The organism is Shewanella canadensis (genome assembly GCF_003966225.1).
Taxonomy (GTDB): domain Bacteria; phylum Pseudomonadota; class Gammaproteobacteria; order Enterobacterales; family Shewanellaceae; genus Shewanella; species Shewanella canadensis.
Map to the genome: position 1 here is coordinate 25,937 of NZ_RXNU01000004.1, position 15,823 is coordinate 41,759.

Below are 15,823 nucleotides of genomic sequence, written 5' to 3' on the forward strand. Positions count from 1 at the left end.
TTTCTCAGCTTCAATTGTCGAATAGTAAACTGACAGGATCAGCGATTAATCGTGTGGGATATCGCTGCTTTGACTCTATCGGCGTGTTCGACCACAAGGTGGTTGACGGTATCGACATTCCCCCCCTCGTTGGCATCTGAATTCATATTAAACGTGACGATGCTGTCAACTATGTTTACTTGAGCTGCCTTGAGTGGGTGAAGTGCAGATTCTAGGTAATCGTCCAGAGGCATAAAGTTAAACCCCTCTTCACTATAAGATTCTGCCGTTGCGCCAGCCGTTATTGAGAGTATCACTTTCTTGTTTTTTAACTTATCTCCTTCGGGGCCGAAGGCGAAATTATAGGTGAATACATCATCAAACCATTTTTTCATTATGGCCGGATAAGTCGACCAGTAGAGCGGGAATTGAAAAATTATCAGATCGGCGTCGATTAGCGCGGCTTGTTCCGTTGGAATATCAATCTTGTAATCCGGATATAAGTCATCGAGACAGCGGATATGAGTGTTATTTAATGCGCCGAGTATATGGATTATTTTTGAATTTGCCATCGACTCATTATGATTGGGATGACCTGAAATTACGACGATTTTACTCATGAACTTCCTCTGTATTGAACTGTTGCTGGCTTAGCTGGAATGATAACCGAAAATGTCAGATTTATGGATTGAGGAAGTTGCGATCGCTCACACTCTCGGCATTGAGATCAGCCCAGCCGATCACATCGACAGTGTTTTTATTGTTATCCAGGGATCACACCTGTCCGGACCGTATCTCTTGTTGCAAAGAGGTCCAACTGATCACGCCGACTATATTCTCGCTGTTGTCTTGATAGACATATACCTCACCGCGCCGATCTCGGGAGAGGATGCTGTAGACTTCATTTAGCGTTGCCGTATCGGGGAGTCCCTCGATGGGATGCCGAGTCAGGGCACTTACACTATCATAGCGCTGCATTTCGAGTTGTAGCATCTCCATCTGACCCTGAGCATTTCGGACTAATACTGAACGACCCGCGGCGCGCTTGAGGACCTCGAGTAGCAGTTCATCGTCATCCTTTACGATAACCAGCCTCTTATCCATCAATGCCCTGACGCCACGTTTCTGCAACCCCAGCTCGAGGGGGGAGACCTTATAGCCTAAACCCATTATCTCTAACTGTTGCAGGAAGAGTGATTTTGACTTAAAGCCTTGATGAGCGATGAGAAAGGCCGGGATGCTAACGAACATAGCAGGCAATATGATAGCGGGATTGTTTGTCATCTCGAGCAGGGCGACTAAGGCTGCAAGGGGGGCGCTGAGACAGACTCCCATGATAGCGGTCATACCTATGATGGTATAGAGGCCGATATAGGGAGCGACAGACGGGAATACGGCCGCGCTGGCAAGGGCCAAAATGGCACCTAGCAGTGCACCTATTCCAAAAATAGGTCCGATGATCCCACCCGGGATCCCAAGACCTATGGCGGCGATGGTAGCGATGATTTTACCAATCAACAGCGCGATTAAAAATAAAATGCTGGGGTGCTCGCTTATCGCTTGTTCGATGGCGAGCTCGCCACTGCCCAGCGACTCGGGCAGGAAGATACCGACGATAGTGGTGATAATCCCCGCCAGTAATACCCGGTTTAGCAGCGGCCAGTGTTGACCCGTGGCCGTAACCTTGAGTAAAGAGAAGTTAAATAGGGCGGCAACACAACCTAAAAGCACACCACTTATCGCCAGAACCGGGTATTGGGAGAGCGGAATATGGATAACGCCAATCTGCTCGTATTCGTGAATGTTGCCAAAGACGAGTTGCGATGATACTGCCCCGCAGATAGCGGCAAGTATGATGGGAAAGAAATAGTGAACCTTGTACTCGCGCAAGATCACCTCGAAAACGAAGATGACTGCAGCAAGCGGTGTATTGAAGGTGGCAGCGATACCTGCAGCAATACCACTGGCACACATGATGCGAACACTGTTATCTGGCAGTTTAAATTTTTCAGCTAATACGCTGGCGGTAACGGCGCCTAAATGGATCACCGGGCCTTCCCGGCCGACGGAAAAGTTAGTGACCAGAGCAAACAGGGCTTGGAAAAACTGACTGGGTGCCGATTGCAGAGGCAACTTACCGTGGTGAAGTTTAATTCTGTGTAAAACATAGGCGATACCCATCCGCCTATAGCGTTTAGATCCCATTCGTGCGACTAACCAGATTAAAATTGAGCCAATCAGTGGTAATAACACTCGCCAGTCGTCGATGATCTCAGTAAAATCCAGCTCACTGGTTTCTGTGTAGGTGTTTATCCAGATAAGTAATAGCCTGAACAGCAAGATCACACCCGAGGCCATCAGGGCAAATAACAGAGCGAGCAGAGAGAGTTGCAGACTGATCTTAGCTTGAGAGAGAGTATCTTTAAGTTCCGTTCTCTGGTATCTCAACCATTGGGTATGTGTCTTCTTTAATCTGTGTCGCACCTGAGCCTTCTATATATTGGGTTGCCCATTGCTGAAATGAGTCAGGGTTAAAATATAAGAAACTATTCAAACTATAAGAGAAGAGGTTGTTAGTTAATGCCAAATTATCATCGTTGGATCGATCGCATGCAAGTGATTGAGCGGAAGTTCCGGCCATCCAGTTTGTACCTGTGCCTGTTGGTGTTAGTCGCTTTTACCTTAGGTGGGGTGAGCTACAATCTGTGGTCTGAACATAATCAGCCTGTAGTAAAGAGTAACACAGAACAGACAGATACATTGGTTAAACAGTTGAAAAGTCAGGCTCAAGTCATGGCTTCTAAAAATCTCGAACTTACGATTGAGAAAGAAGCGAATGACAAGATGCAACAGCTGTTTTCCGTCCAGCATCAAAAGCAGCGTGAACTCGAGAGAGAGCTCTCTTTTTATCGCAGTATTATGGCACCTGAAAATAACGCCGATGGTGTGTCTATCAATGGGCTAGAGCTAACGCCAAACCTTTTGCCAAGGCAATATCGGGTGAAACTGATTTTAACGCAACTGCAAAAGCGTAAACAGTCACTCAAGGGGAGGGCTGAGATCAAGCTTGTGGGTGTGCTGGATGGTGAAGCGGTAGAGTTAGATTTGGCTAAGCTTGCCAATGTGCAACTCAACTTTAAATTCCGTTATTTTCAAATCTTAGATGCCGCCTTTACCCTGCCAGAAGGGTTTGAGTTATCTCATCTTAAGACTAAGGTTATTGTCCCTTCGAGCCGCTGGACCAAGGGATCACAGGCGGAAGTCGAGTTTGCTGCTGTGGATCTGTTACCGTCAAAAGCTTCCTCGGTTAAGCCATTTTCTGAACTTCAGGAAGCGGTTGTAGAAGAGAAGCTCGAAGAGGTCACTGAAGGTGAATCTGAAATCAGTGCGCCTTTATCGACCGGAGAAGCGGTAAAAACGGTAAAGTAAAACCATAAATTAATAGCCAGCACAGCGCGGTTTTATCACAGAAATCAGATCGGGTGCGCATATTACTTGAACAAAATGGTCAGGTATTGGATAATCCCGCTCAGCCAACAGATGTAAGAGGTACTCATGACTGAACAAACTACTGAACAAGCTGAAGATGCAATGCCAATCCAATTCACGGATGCCGCCGCTTCAAAAGTAAAAACCTTGCTTGAAGAAGAGGAAAATGATGCGTTAAAGCTACGCGTGTATGTGACCGGTGGTGGTTGTTCTGGTTTTCAGTATGGCTTTACCTTCGACGAAAAAGTTAATGAAGGCGATTTCACCGTTGAAAAACAAGGCGTTCAGTTAGTGGTTGACCCAATGAGCTTGCAATACCTTGTAGGCGGCGAAGTGGATTACACCTCTGGACTGGAAGGGTCTCGTTTTTTCGTGAAAAACCCTAACGCTACCACTACCTGTGGTTGTGGTGCCAGCTTCTCGGTATAAGCCCGATTTCAAAAAACTGATTCAAAAAAAGCCAGTTGTGTTAGCAACTGGCTTTTTTAATGCTTACCTATTACGGTTTATACCAATCGGTTAACTCATAATGTTCATATTTATCTTAGTGTTAAAGTAGGCTTTGACCTTCGGAGTGAAGGCTATCCATACCTGTAACATAGAGAACAGAATTAATAGCGCGAAGATGATGTAGTCGGGGATCTTCCCTTGCAGCTCACCGATTTGAAAGCTAGAAGGGTTACCCACAACTAAGTTACCGGGATCGTACAAGATCACTGGCAGCATACTCACTAAGGCAAGTTGGATTAGGGTATAGCCCCGCAGCATATACATCGCCGTTCTTTGGCGTCCAAGAATAGCCACGACCATCAACAAGGTGATAATACAAAAGAGTACCCCCTGTTTAGCTATGATGCCGCTGACTGATGCTACGGCGAGTATGGCACACAAGGCAGCGAGTCGTTTGGGTAGCTTAGGCTTCATAGGTTTAGTCGTTACCTGACTTTCTGAGGCTGCTGCATGTTGCTCATTTGCTTTAGCTGCCTCTTCAGTTGTGGAATTGGCAGAATTCGTAGGCTTAGCGGCTTGGTTCTCCACCCTGGTTCTCCTTAGTGACGTTGTTTTGGTGCCAGTCGCTGCTCAACTTCATAGGGTTCGATAACGACACCCAAATCTTCCTGAACCGGGAAGACTGCAACGAAAAGGTCATCATCTTGCATGCCTGGAACCCAACGTTCAAGCCACTCTGCCAGAGGGATCGACAAGGTAGTGCAATCTTTCCAATCATCGACTGCCCATAGCTTTGCAGCTTCTTCACTAGGCCACATAGGAATACAGTCTTCCTCTTCGGTGGTTAGCATGACACAACCATCATTGTCTTGTAGCGTCCAAAGGGTCTTATGCTCTTTAGCCTGCTCAATAAAATAGTCGTAGCGAGCTTCTGGAGTCATCTTGCTTGCATCTTTTGGGCTTTTGCTCATGGTGTCGTCTCTTTGGTTTGTTTGGCTATTGGCCGATTGCTGCAGATAATAGCATTTCGGGCGATGGAAATTAAAAGATTTTGGCTGGTAAGGCGTTTTGGAGGGGGGAAGTCGGTGAAAACTCCCATGTGAGAGTTGGGGTAATGGGGGCGTCGAGCTGTGGATCGGTTATCCGAAACTCGACGTTCATAGGGGGAAACCAGCGAATGAGTTAATTTTCACCCTAGTAACCATCCAATATGTTACTAGGGTGAGAAGGCGAGTGTTGAACACTTTTGCCTGCGAAACAGCCTGCTAAACCTAAATTCTGGGCTCCAGTAACAGCACGCTATGGCTGGCTTTCTCGGTATTGATCATCTCGATTAAGTTTGCCGCTATCTCAGTATTATCCATATGCCCGGCGAAGTAGTGACTGCCTCTGCCGTAGGCAAAAATTTGTACGTCGATGCCATCGTGACCCGAGGTTGTCCATCCTGTGTGAGTCAGGGTGTCTATGGCTGTCTTTATAAGTGTTTCAACTTTGTCCTTGGCTGTTTGAAGATCGCCCTTGTCTTGTTGAAGGTTGGCCAGGATCTGCTGCCTTAACTTGGTTTGAGCCTCAACGGATTGGGTTATGCCGATATAGTTAGACCAGAAAGTATTGAAGCTGTCAGGTTTATCCAAAACCTTTGGTGAAGTAATTAATATGTCTGCAATATCTTCGGGAAGCATAGTAATTGACTGTAATTGTTTACCTTTCCACTGGTACACCCCATTTCTACCGAGTGTCAGCCCGCCGGTGGAGTGATCTGCGGTCGCGACCAATAAGGTATCGGGATGATTGTCGATATAACGCTTTACCCTTTCTAAGGTGTTAGCGAAGTCGTGCATCTCGGTCATGGCGCAGACGATATCATTGCTATGACCACACCAGTCTATCTGACTGCCTTCAATCATCATCACAAATGGTTCAGATTGCGATGATAGCAGCCTCAATGCACTGTCGGTCATGGTGGTGAGTCTGAGAGGGTCGTCGCTGCCCAATGCGCCAGGCAGTCCCGATGGCGCAAACAGGCCCAATGCGGGTAGCGTCTCAATACTGTCTAGCTCGCCGAGCTTATCGATATACTGATAACCGAGTGCTTCGAACTCAGATGTCAGGTCTCGCTGCTGCCGAACGAAATACTTAGTACCGCCACCCAGCATAAGATCCGCTACGGGTTTACCCTTGATTAGATTTGTAAGGTAACTATCGGCGATAGCGTTGTAATTTCCTCGGCTCTCGTTGTGGGCCAGAAAGCTGGCTGGGGTGGCGTGATTTATCTGTGATGTCACCACTACCGCCGTTGTTTTTCCCTTGTGCTTAGCTATCTCTAGTAGGGTCGGTAGTGCATGGTGCTGATGATCGACCGAGATGGCGCCATTATAGCTCTTGGTGCTGGTGGCCAGCGCAGTTGCCGCCGCGGCCGAGTCGGTGACATAGGTATCATCGTCCGGGTAGGTACTTGCCATGCCTACGAGCAGGTCATCGAATATTGTTTTCTCGACAGCTTTAGTATCGGGCTTGTCAGAATAATATCGGTAAGCTGAGGTGTACGCCGGGCCCATACCATCACCGATCAGGTAGATGATATTTCTGGGAAGATGCTCATCTTCTATGACTATCTCTCTTGCTGTTGCTTGAGCCGTAAAGATGCCACTACTCAATATTGAGAGCGTTAAACAGGCTGTTAAAGCACGCATATTTATGTCCTATTACTCTGTCTTCAATGAAATGAGACGCTGGTTTCCAAAGCCGTCTCATCTTTATTTTTAGTTTTAGTTTTACTTTTAATCCGCAGGTGCTGTTCTAACCAGTTTTCCTGTTCCCATAGCATATGCATCAGAGACTCTTTGGCCTGATAGCTGTGACTCTCGAAGGGGAAGGTGACCAGTCTGGCATTGCCGCCCAGGCCCCTAATCGCTTTAAACAGTCTGGCCGATTGCATGGGGTAAGTGCCCGAGTTGGCATCCATCTCGCCGTGCATCAGTAGTAGTGGCTCATCAATTTTATCGGCATGGGTGAAAGGGGATATCTGCTGATACAGGCTCGGGGCCTCCCAGAAGTTACGCTTCTCATTTTGAAAGCCAAATGGGGTTAAGGTGCGGTTATAGGCACCACTTCTGGCGATGCCTGCGGCAAACAGGTCAGAGTGAGCAAGCAAGTTGGCGACCATGAAGGCGCCATAGGAGTGACCGCCGATGGCGATCTTGTCTCTGTCTGCGACGCCCATCTCGACTAAGGTGTCGATTGCCGCTTTTGCATTCGCGATGAGTTGACTGCGGAAGTTATCGTTAGGCTTCTCTTTTCCTTCGCCTACGATGGGCATTGCTACCCGATCGAAAATGGCAAATCCATTGGCAACGAAGGGTATCGGCCCCTTAGCGCTGATATAGTTGTATTGGTTGGGAGAGTAGTTGACCTGACTGGCCACCTCCGCATTCTTGTATTCTCTGGGGTAAGCCCACATCAAAACCGGGAGTGGACCATCTTTGGGTGTGTAGCCTGCAGGCAGGTAGAGTTTACCCGACAGGGGCAAACCATCATCTCTCGTGTAGGTCACCAGTTGTCGGCTGACTCCTTTAAACGCGGTTATCGAGGCTTTCTTCTGTTGCAATACCCGCTCCGTATTGCTTTGTACATCGAGCAGAACTAAGTGTGATGGGGTATCGCTCGATTGCCTATTGATGATGAGCCTGAGCGGATCGAGGTTGAGTATATAGCGAACACTTTCCAGCTGGTCACTTGCCGAACGCCAGAGCGTAGTAGAGTGTGTTGTAGATAGTTCAGTAGAGAGCTCTGTAGAAGGAGTTGTAACGCGCGTCGACGTCGCCTGGCTCACCGTCACTTGGCTTGGCTTCTCTTCAAGAAGAGTGCCCGCACTGACTGTTTCTGACGGGATCTTCGTCGATTTAAGGAAAGGTTGATAGCCTTCAGGGGAGGCCCCTAATCCATAGTGAAACACTCTTCCATTATCTAGGGCGAAAAGATGTCCTAGCCCTGATGGGCGGGGGTGCTTATAGAGACGACCGGGATCACTGTAGCTGTCTCTGAGTGCCTTTTGATACCAGAGTCGCATCGCTGTGCTCTTATTGGCTAAAAGTTTGTCAGAAACGGCTGCTGTGTCCAGGAAGCTGACTCTCATCTGCTTATTCGTCGAGTGCCGCTCTGTGATGAGTGCGAGTCGATTCTCGCCCCATTGAACGTTTGCAATTCGCCACGGGGTTTTCACTAAGGCTTTTGGCGCAAGGTTAAAGGGAGCGGTGATCTGTCTTAGTTGATCCCGGAACTGCACTTTTTTGTTGCTGTCTCCACCGTCGAGAGCCTCGACATAGGCCAGAGTATTGGGTTTATCGCTGCGCCAGTGAATTAATCTGGGGCCCTTTCTGACGGAGTCGCTGCCCGATGGGCGAAATTCACCACTTTCCAGCTCGGCCAGAGTCGCGAGTTTTTTCCCGGAGTTATGGAACATCTCCACCGATTGGGCAAAATCGCGGTACTTTACCATATGAGAGAAGGGGGGCTTGATGCGCTTCACCAGCAGGTACTTATCATCGGGAGAAAGACTAAAGCCGATGTTAATTGCAGGCTTACCGATTTTTATTACCTCACCATCGAGCATTATGATGCTCAGTTGACTGGTGGTCAGTTGACTGAATTGTGCTTCGTCCTGTGCATTCTTCAATAGATCTTGATAGGTTCGTCTTGGCGCTTTTTTACCAAGAGTCACACTTATATTTGGTCCGTGAAATTGAGGTGTTTGAGGTAAGTGTTCACTATCAACAGCAATGCTTGTCGCTAGGCCTTGGCTGTTATGCAGCCATTGGTATTTCAGCCCCAGACTGGCGTTGATGCGGGTCTTGTTTAGTTTGACACTTTGGCGAGTCGCTATCTCATATAGGTAGAGATCGGCACTATGATTTGATATTCCAATATAGCTGAGGAAACGGCTGTCGGGAGAAAATTTAACCTTAGTGACGGTCAGATCCGCTTGCGTGATTATGGTGTCCGGCTTTACCGAGTTATTGTTTAAATTGACCAACTCAATGCTACGATACTTGGCCTTGATACGGCTTGGAGTCAGTCGATTGGGTGATAACCTCAGGCCCGCTAATTTGAGCTCTTTTCTGGCTAAGTTTTCGATATCGGTATGTGACTCTGGCGTGAGTATCGCCAGCCATTGCTTATTATTCGATAAGCGGGTGCTCACTTTTTTGTTTTGTTCTACGATATCTTGTAATGGTTGAGAGGGGCGTTGGTATTGTGCAGCAATGCTAGATGCGCTAAAAAAAGCTATCAGGGCAAACATAAAGATGGGGTGAACCGGCATTTTCATCTCCTGATAAAAGGGATAGCAAGTTGTCAGGGAAAATAGCGCCCGGTATGGGCGCTGTTGTTGAGGCTTTAATCAACCCGGTAGTTTGACCACCGGGTGTCTTGGCCGAGTTTAGAACTTCTGTGAGTAACCTAAGAACAGGCTACGACCCTTTGCATTGTAGCTGCTGTTATCGTCTTCATAGAATGGCCAGTCGTTGTGCTTGTCGTTACGCACATCGTAAAGTGGTGGCATCTCATCGGTCAGGTTTTTAACGCCTGCGGTGAACTGACCCTCCCAAGGCGTATAATAAGATAGCGTGATGTTGATAGTCTGATAAGCATCTAATGTATCAGTCTCAATTGACTCTACATCCTCACCATCTGCGTCTGTGTACTCAAACAGATCGGTACCTACAGCTTCACCTGTGTAGTAATAAACAATGGTTGCCTTGAAGTCTTCATAGCTCCAGCTTAGGCTGGCATTACCCTTCCACTTAGGGAAGTAATCAGTTTCAGTCTGTTCCTCAACCTCATCTCCCTCTTTTTCCAGATACTCTTTCTTGAGGAGGTAAGAGGCTGCAAGTTTAAACTTAAACTCACCCGCCGCGGTTTCCGGGAATAGGTAGTTGAAGCTGGCATCGATACCCTCCGACGCTTCATAGGCGCTGTTGATAGGCCCTTTCTTCATACATTTAATGTTTTCAATACCATCATCATCGAATTCGTTGAGATAACCAACTTCAGACATCTCAGTACATTCGTTGAATTGACCTGTCATGTTGTAGGCTGGATCTTCTAACATCTCATAGCTCGAGATTGTTTTTACCGCGCCCTCTAGCTCGATATTCCACCAGTCGACAGTTAGATCTGCATTATCAGAGAGGTTTGCAACAATACCCACATTCCAGAATTCACCCTCTTCCTCGGTCAGGTTTAAGTTACCCGAGTTGTAAGAGATGTAATCATCTTCATAGATCTCATTAGGATCATTTGGATGTGGAACATCTACACTGCTAAATCCACGGGTTTGACCTGCATATAGACGATGCATATCAGGGGCTCTAAAACTCTTACCCCAGTTGGTACGAAGTAACACCTCATCGATTGGACGGTAGGTTAGACCTACCTGGGGAGTCGTTGCTCCGCCTACATCTGAATCGTCTAAGTATTGGTCATAACGAAGCGCAGCAGAAAGATCTAAAGATTTTATACCTGTCATATCGGCAAGTAGTGGGATCTGCAGCTCACCAGCAACGGCAACGCGGTCACGGTCGCCCTCACCACCCGTACCACCCATACCGATAAAACCGCCGCGCATGGTGGTTTCGTCTAAGGTATCTTCATAGCTTTCACGTGCCCACTCTGCAGTGGTTGCAAAACCAACAGTACCCGCTTCTAGTTCCATTAAGTCACCGGTAAATACGGCTTGGAACTGATGCATGCTAGAATCAGACTTCTTCGTTGAGTCCCCCATGAGCGCACTCGCTTGCTCTGAGGTCAATTCATTATTTGGGTACCATTTTGAAGGATCTGCGCTGTTTGGATCCATAGTGACGATATCGAGTAGAGCATCGGCGCTGACCATGTGGTGGTTCTGCTTCTCATACAGTGCATAACCACTTGACCAAGATATATCCAATTCGTAGTCACCGATAGTGCCGTTAGCACCGAAGGCTAGAGAGGCTTTCGTGTTCTGAGTATCGTAAGTACGTGGCCCAGGAAACTCCTCCATTCTGCGAGCTAGATAATATTTATTATCATCTTCAAACTCATACTTATCGTAGCTGTATGCACCCGAGTCCTCATCTTCATAAAGGTAGGTACCAAAGCCTTTCTCATCTTTATACTTAGTCGATTCTTTGTATGAGGCATTAAGCATTCCGTACAGCTGCCAATCATCATTAAGATCGAAGGTGCTGTTAACCACCAGGTTGATTCTGTCATATTCTGACTGAAGCCCGCGGTCGGCATACTTATCGTAATAACAGTCATATTTCCATGTTGGAATATACACACCCTTTTCGCCAAAACGCTCGCTACACTGCTCCTCGCTTAGGTTGACATATTTATCGTCATGGTAAACTTTTGAATAGTCAGTGACACGTGATGACCAACTTGATGGGGATGCATCACCGTATGGGCCTGCTCCCCAGCGAAGGTCACCATCTTCATTTTCATAATAGGCTGGGCTGTATAGGTCATCACGCTGATAGGTCTGGATTGCGCCAACCTGCTTGTATTCGAGCATGATCAAGGTTTGGCTGTTTTCAGTGTTGATGCCCTGAAGGTAAGAGAGGTCAAACTGCTCACCACCACCTTGGGTAGTATCTGAGTATTTTGCAGCTACTTTAGCGCCATCATATTGCTTCTTGAGGATGATATTGACTACACCACCAACGGCATCTGAACCGTAAATCGCCGATGCACCACCGGTAAGAATTTCGATGCGTTCAACTGCGGCAGTCGGGATATCAGAGGTATCGACGAAGTTTGAAGTACCACCTGCCGCCGATGGGAATGCTGCCTGGCGACGACCATTAATTAGGACGAGTGTTCTGTTTGCGCCCATACCGCGCAGGTTGACTGAGCTTGCGCTATCGGTGAAACCATCGCTGTCACCATTGAGTGAGCCACCATTATTCGCCACTGATGATTGAAGGACTTCAGAGATAGAAGATAGGCCGCTATTGGCGATATCATCTGCCGTGATCACCGTTACTGGAGCTACCCCCTCAAAGTCGGCACGCTTAATACGGGAACCCGTTACCTCAATTTTCTCAATCTTACTGTTTGCGCCGTCTGTCGCGGCAGAATCTTCTGCAGCGAGTAGCGACGATGGCGTCAATGCCGCCATGGTTATGGCTAATGTTAATGCCGATAATTTCATCTGTGGTTTCATCTGATTGCTGTCCTTATTTTTATAATTTACCTAAAGGTTTCACTCTACGGTTCGCAGTAACCGTCACAGAGAAACAGGCTTTTCTGGGGAGAACGGTGTCGATAAGCAATACAAGAAGTCGCAAGCTGTCAACTGACTCCAGTTGTAATTAATTTGTTACTCGCCAGCAATGCTTGGTGTGTCGTTTCTTTGTTGTTTATATATCTATTTAATATCTATTCTTTTTTAAATTAACTGGTTACATTATGTTTCATGCCTGCGTGGTTACTTGTGGTTCCGTGTTGGTTAGATGTAAAATGTTAGGGGTGAAGTTGAACTGCATTAAAAATTAGAATCAATGCCTTCCGGAGAGTGGATGATAAAGATAAGAAAAGAGGCTGTATTTAAGTTGGAAGGCTGTGAAGTCATGCCCGGTGAGAATAGCCTTAACTTCTGTGAACCTGTTCCGGATAGCGTGATACCGGGAAAGGTCTCTATTCAACCCAAGTTTATCGAGTTGCTGAGTTATCTGGCACGAAAACACCCAAATGTAGTGACCCGTGATGAACTCATCGACAACATCTGGGAAGGGAATGCCTATGTCGGTGCTAAGGCATTAACGAATGCTATCTGGCATTTGAGGAAACATCTCAATCCTCTGCTTAATGGCGAACAAGCGATAGAAACCGTAAGAAAAACCGGTTATCGATTATTGATTGAGCCCATATTTGATGCCTCAGATCTGGTGGATGACCCCCAAGTATTGCAAGTAGAGCAGGCTAAGGTTGAGCGCTTAAGTAAGCAGTTACGATTGGGGACGTATGCCATGCTTTTACTCCTGCTCTTTGTCGCTGGCTCCGCCGGTTTGCACCTGTATCAGGATAGTCAGCAATTGCGTCAAACTGAAATGGTGCAATTGACCCGTGCTGCGGGGGCTGAGTTGTATCCGGCCGTTTCGCCGGACGGACGCTGGCTGGTTTATGGTAAGAGTTCTAACTTGTATCTGAAAGACTTAGCGTCACCGACGCAGACACCCAAGCGACTGACATCGAAACGGACTCGTGAACTAAGGGCTATCTGGTCGCCTGATGGTAAGTCGCTGATATACCCCAGCCAAGATAGGGAAACCCGTGAGTGCCATATGAATCGCCTCATGTTGGAGACGAATGAAGTGAGCCATCTGTCTGAGTGTTACAGTTATACCTCTGCGTTAGATATCTCCATGGACGGTCACTCTCTTATCTATATATGGAAAGAGGAAGAGAGGGAGGATCTCGATGCAGGCCTATACCAGCTCGATCTCGATGCTGCTGAGCCTACTCCGGTCAGAGTCTCATGTGAGCGTGATTGTGGTTACCGGGATAGAGATGTTGCCTTTAGCCCCGATGGGAAGTGGATTGCCATAGCGAGGCGATATGGCACTATCTCTGAAGATATTTTTATACGGGATATTTTAACCGGCGAAGAGATACGCCTGACTCAAGGTTTAGAGGATATTCGTGGTTTGAGTTGGGGGCCGGATAGTCGGAAGCTGGTTTTCAGTACCGAAAACTCGGGATTCAGAGATGGCTTTGTTGTCAATATCGAGTCTAAAGACTTACTGCCGCTGTCGGTTTCAGGCTTCAGCTATCCGAAATTTATCCCTCACCGGGATGAGCTGGTCTATTCCAACTATATCAAAGATTTTAGTCTTGCCTATCTGGCTCTGGATCAAGATATTCCTTCGACCATATTTCCCATATCCCAGTCGGAATACAGTTATCGTAACCCCGATTACTCTTCGAAAGCCAAACGTATCGCCTATGTGTCTAACGAGACCGGGTTCAATGAGATATGGACGTCAGATCATAATGGATTAAACAGGGTGCAGCTTACCGATCTTAAAAGAAGGGTCGCCTTTCCGACATGGTCTCATGATGGCAGTAAAATTGCGTTTCTGGCTCCGGACGATAAGAATGAAGGGAATAAGATCCATATTGTAGACCTCTCCAGCGGCGGTATCAGCATATTACCTTCAAGGTCTTCAGATCATAGGAGGCCGAGCTGGGCGTGGGGAGATGAATGGGTGCTATCATCGACCAATGATGGCTTAACCGCCTTCTCACTGCACAACCATTCGCCCAAGCATCTGAGTACTATCGATGTACGTTTAGGCAAGATGACCGATGCAAATACCTTAGTATTTACCCGCTATGATGAATATGGCCTCTGGTCTATGGATATTTCGAATCCTCTACAAGTGGAGCCCTTGATTGCCATAGAAGACTTTAACGAGAGTTACAACTGGGTCGTGACCGACAAAGGGGTCTATTTTCGCGAGGTCAATTCAGGGTATCAGCTGATTAATTTCTGGAGCTTTAATACCGATCTCACCACGCCAATCTTAAAATTGCCCGCGAGCAGTTTGAGCTCTTTTGGGGCCATGAGCTATATTCCCGGCGAGAGACGGCTACTGATGACCCTGTCTGAGTATTCAAAACGTGATGTAATTAAACTTAAACATAAACTATTGCATTGATTCTGTTTAAAGGCTGGAGGCTCGTGCCGTGCCCCAGCCAAAAATATTATGCCGCGGGAAAGAGTGAGCCCAGTACACCTTCTCGGGAGGCGCCTGTCACGGCGGGTAGGTTACCAGAGAGACCTTGATGATGACGCATGGCAAGCCAGGCAAATGCGATTCCTTCGACCCACTGAGGGGCAATACCCAGATCCGAGGTTGTGCTGAGCCTATATCCGGGAAGTAACTTGTCCAGACGTGACATCAGTTCGGTATTAAACGCCCCCCCTCCGCAGACAAACATCTCCCCTCTGGGTGATAAGCCAAGGGTCTCTTTCGCTATGCTGTGGCAAGTGACATCGAGCAGGGTGGATTGAATGTCGGCTTCATTCAAGTAGCCGAATTCGGCGGCCTGTTGCTCAAGCCAGGCCTGATTGAATAGCTCTCGTCCCGTACTCTTAGGAAAGGGTTGAGAGAAGTAGGTATGAGAAAGCAGATGTTTCAGTAGCTTTTCATCGGTCGTTCCGCTTGCAGCCCAGGTACCACCTTCATCATAGGCTTGATCTTTTACCTGCTGTATCCAGGCATCGACTAAGGTGTTACCCGGTCCGGTATCGAATCCAATCACATCGTCAGTATTACCGGGCAGGTAGGTAAGGTTAGCTATCCCGCCGATATTGAGAATTATGCGCGGTGTGTCCGGACTGGTAAACATCTGCTGGTGGAAGGCGGGAACCAGAGGGGCACCTTGCCCGCCCAGAGCGATATCTTTACGCCTGAAGTCGGCGATAACATTTATGCCGGTTTCGACGGCGATGGTATTAGGATCGCCAATCTGAAGTGTAAATCCCATATCCAGATTCGGCATATGCCTGACTGTCTGACCGTGGCTGCCTATGGCTATGACTTGCTCTTTGGATACTCCGGCTTTGGCCAGGAGTTCTTTGACGGCGGCACCAAATAACAGGCCTACACTGCGGTCCAATTGACCCAAGAGGTTTATCTCATCGCTACCGGGCAAGCAGAGGCGTTGAAGATTTCGTAAGGTGTGTTTGGGGATGACTTGACTGTGTTTAGCGACGAGCTTTGGACTTGACGAGCTAAAATCGACCAGAACGGCATCGATGCCATCCATGCTGGTGCCCGACATTAAACCTATAAAATAGTTTGTATTCATTATTGTTATCCGTAATAGCCGGACTGATCTACTCGCTTTGCGACTA

The 15,823-nt window shown here is 47.5% G+C and carries 11 protein-coding genes; 3 read left to right on the plus strand and 8 right to left on the minus strand.

Annotated features, from left to right (window positions below; genetic code table 11):
- Window positions 1-38 precede the first annotated feature (38 nt).
- Together EKG38_RS08635 and EKG38_RS08640 are read right to left on the minus strand one after the other, a co-directional pair.
- Window positions 39-599 (minus strand): NAD(P)H-dependent oxidoreductase, encoded by a 561-nt coding sequence (locus EKG38_RS08635; RefSeq protein WP_126519870.1) that lies wholly within the window; start codon window positions 597-599, stop codon window positions 39-41.
- Between the two features lie 154 nt (window positions 600-753).
- A complete protein-coding gene (locus tag EKG38_RS08640) occupies window positions 754-2,463 on the minus strand; it encodes a chloride channel protein (protein ID WP_126519871.1) in 1,710 nt (569 codons plus the stop codon).
- A gap of 96 nt (window positions 2,464-2,559) precedes the next feature.
- Between EKG38_RS08640 and EKG38_RS08645 the strand changes: the two genes are divergently transcribed.
- On the plus strand, window positions 2,560-3,408 hold the full coding sequence (locus tag EKG38_RS08645) for a DUF6776 family protein (RefSeq protein ID WP_126519872.1): 849 nt from the start codon (window positions 2,560-2,562) through the stop codon (window positions 3,406-3,408).
- A gap of 126 nt (window positions 3,409-3,534) precedes the next feature.
- Window positions 3,535-3,897: an iron-sulfur cluster insertion protein ErpA gene (gene erpA, locus EKG38_RS08650; protein WP_012141442.1), complete on the plus strand. Its 363-nt coding sequence runs from the start codon at window positions 3,535-3,537 to the stop codon at window positions 3,895-3,897.
- Window positions 3,898-3,987: 90 nt separating this feature from the next.
- Here erpA and EKG38_RS08655 read toward each other — a convergent pair whose 3' ends face one another.
- The 5 genes from EKG38_RS08655 to EKG38_RS08675 all read right to left on the minus strand — a co-directional run bounded on the left by EKG38_RS08655 (window position 3,988) and on the right by EKG38_RS08675 (window position 12,124).
- Entirely contained in the window at window positions 3,988-4,392 is a 405-nt protein-coding gene (locus EKG38_RS08655; protein WP_185826826.1) for a hypothetical protein, read from the minus strand.
- Between the two features lie 125 nt (window positions 4,393-4,517).
- Window positions 4,518-4,889: a DUF2750 domain-containing protein gene (locus tag EKG38_RS08660; protein WP_126519874.1), complete on the minus strand. Its 372-nt coding sequence runs from the start codon at window positions 4,887-4,889 to the stop codon at window positions 4,518-4,520.
- Between the two features lie 300 nt (window positions 4,890-5,189).
- Window positions 5,190-6,611, minus strand: coding sequence for an alkaline phosphatase (locus tag EKG38_RS08665; RefSeq protein WP_126519875.1), 1,422 nt, complete (start codon window positions 6,609-6,611; stop codon window positions 5,190-5,192).
- A 23-nt stretch (window positions 6,612-6,634) separates the two neighbouring features.
- Complete coding sequence (locus tag EKG38_RS08670; protein ID WP_126519876.1) at window positions 6,635-9,238, minus strand: alpha/beta hydrolase family protein; 2,604 nt, start codon at window positions 9,236-9,238, stop codon at window positions 6,635-6,637.
- A gap of 117 nt (window positions 9,239-9,355) precedes the next feature.
- Window positions 9,356-12,124, minus strand: a complete 2,769-nt coding sequence (locus EKG38_RS08675; protein WP_126519877.1) for a TonB-dependent receptor plug domain-containing protein — start codon at window positions 12,122-12,124, stop codon at window positions 9,356-9,358.
- Between the two features lie 355 nt (window positions 12,125-12,479).
- Here EKG38_RS08675 and EKG38_RS08680 point away from each other — a divergent pair, with 355 nt between their 5' ends.
- Window positions 12,480-14,621 carry a winged helix-turn-helix domain-containing protein gene (locus EKG38_RS08680; protein WP_126519878.1) on the plus strand — a complete coding sequence of 714 codons (2,142 nt, stop codon included), beginning with the start codon at window positions 12,480-12,482 and terminating at the stop codon, window positions 14,619-14,621.
- Between the two features lie 46 nt (window positions 14,622-14,667).
- Here EKG38_RS08680 and EKG38_RS08685 read toward each other — a convergent pair whose 3' ends face one another.
- Window positions 14,668-15,777, minus strand: coding sequence for an anhydro-N-acetylmuramic acid kinase (locus tag EKG38_RS08685; RefSeq protein WP_126519879.1), 1,110 nt, complete (start codon window positions 15,775-15,777; stop codon window positions 14,668-14,670).
- Between the last annotated feature and the right edge of the window lie 46 nt (window positions 15,778-15,823).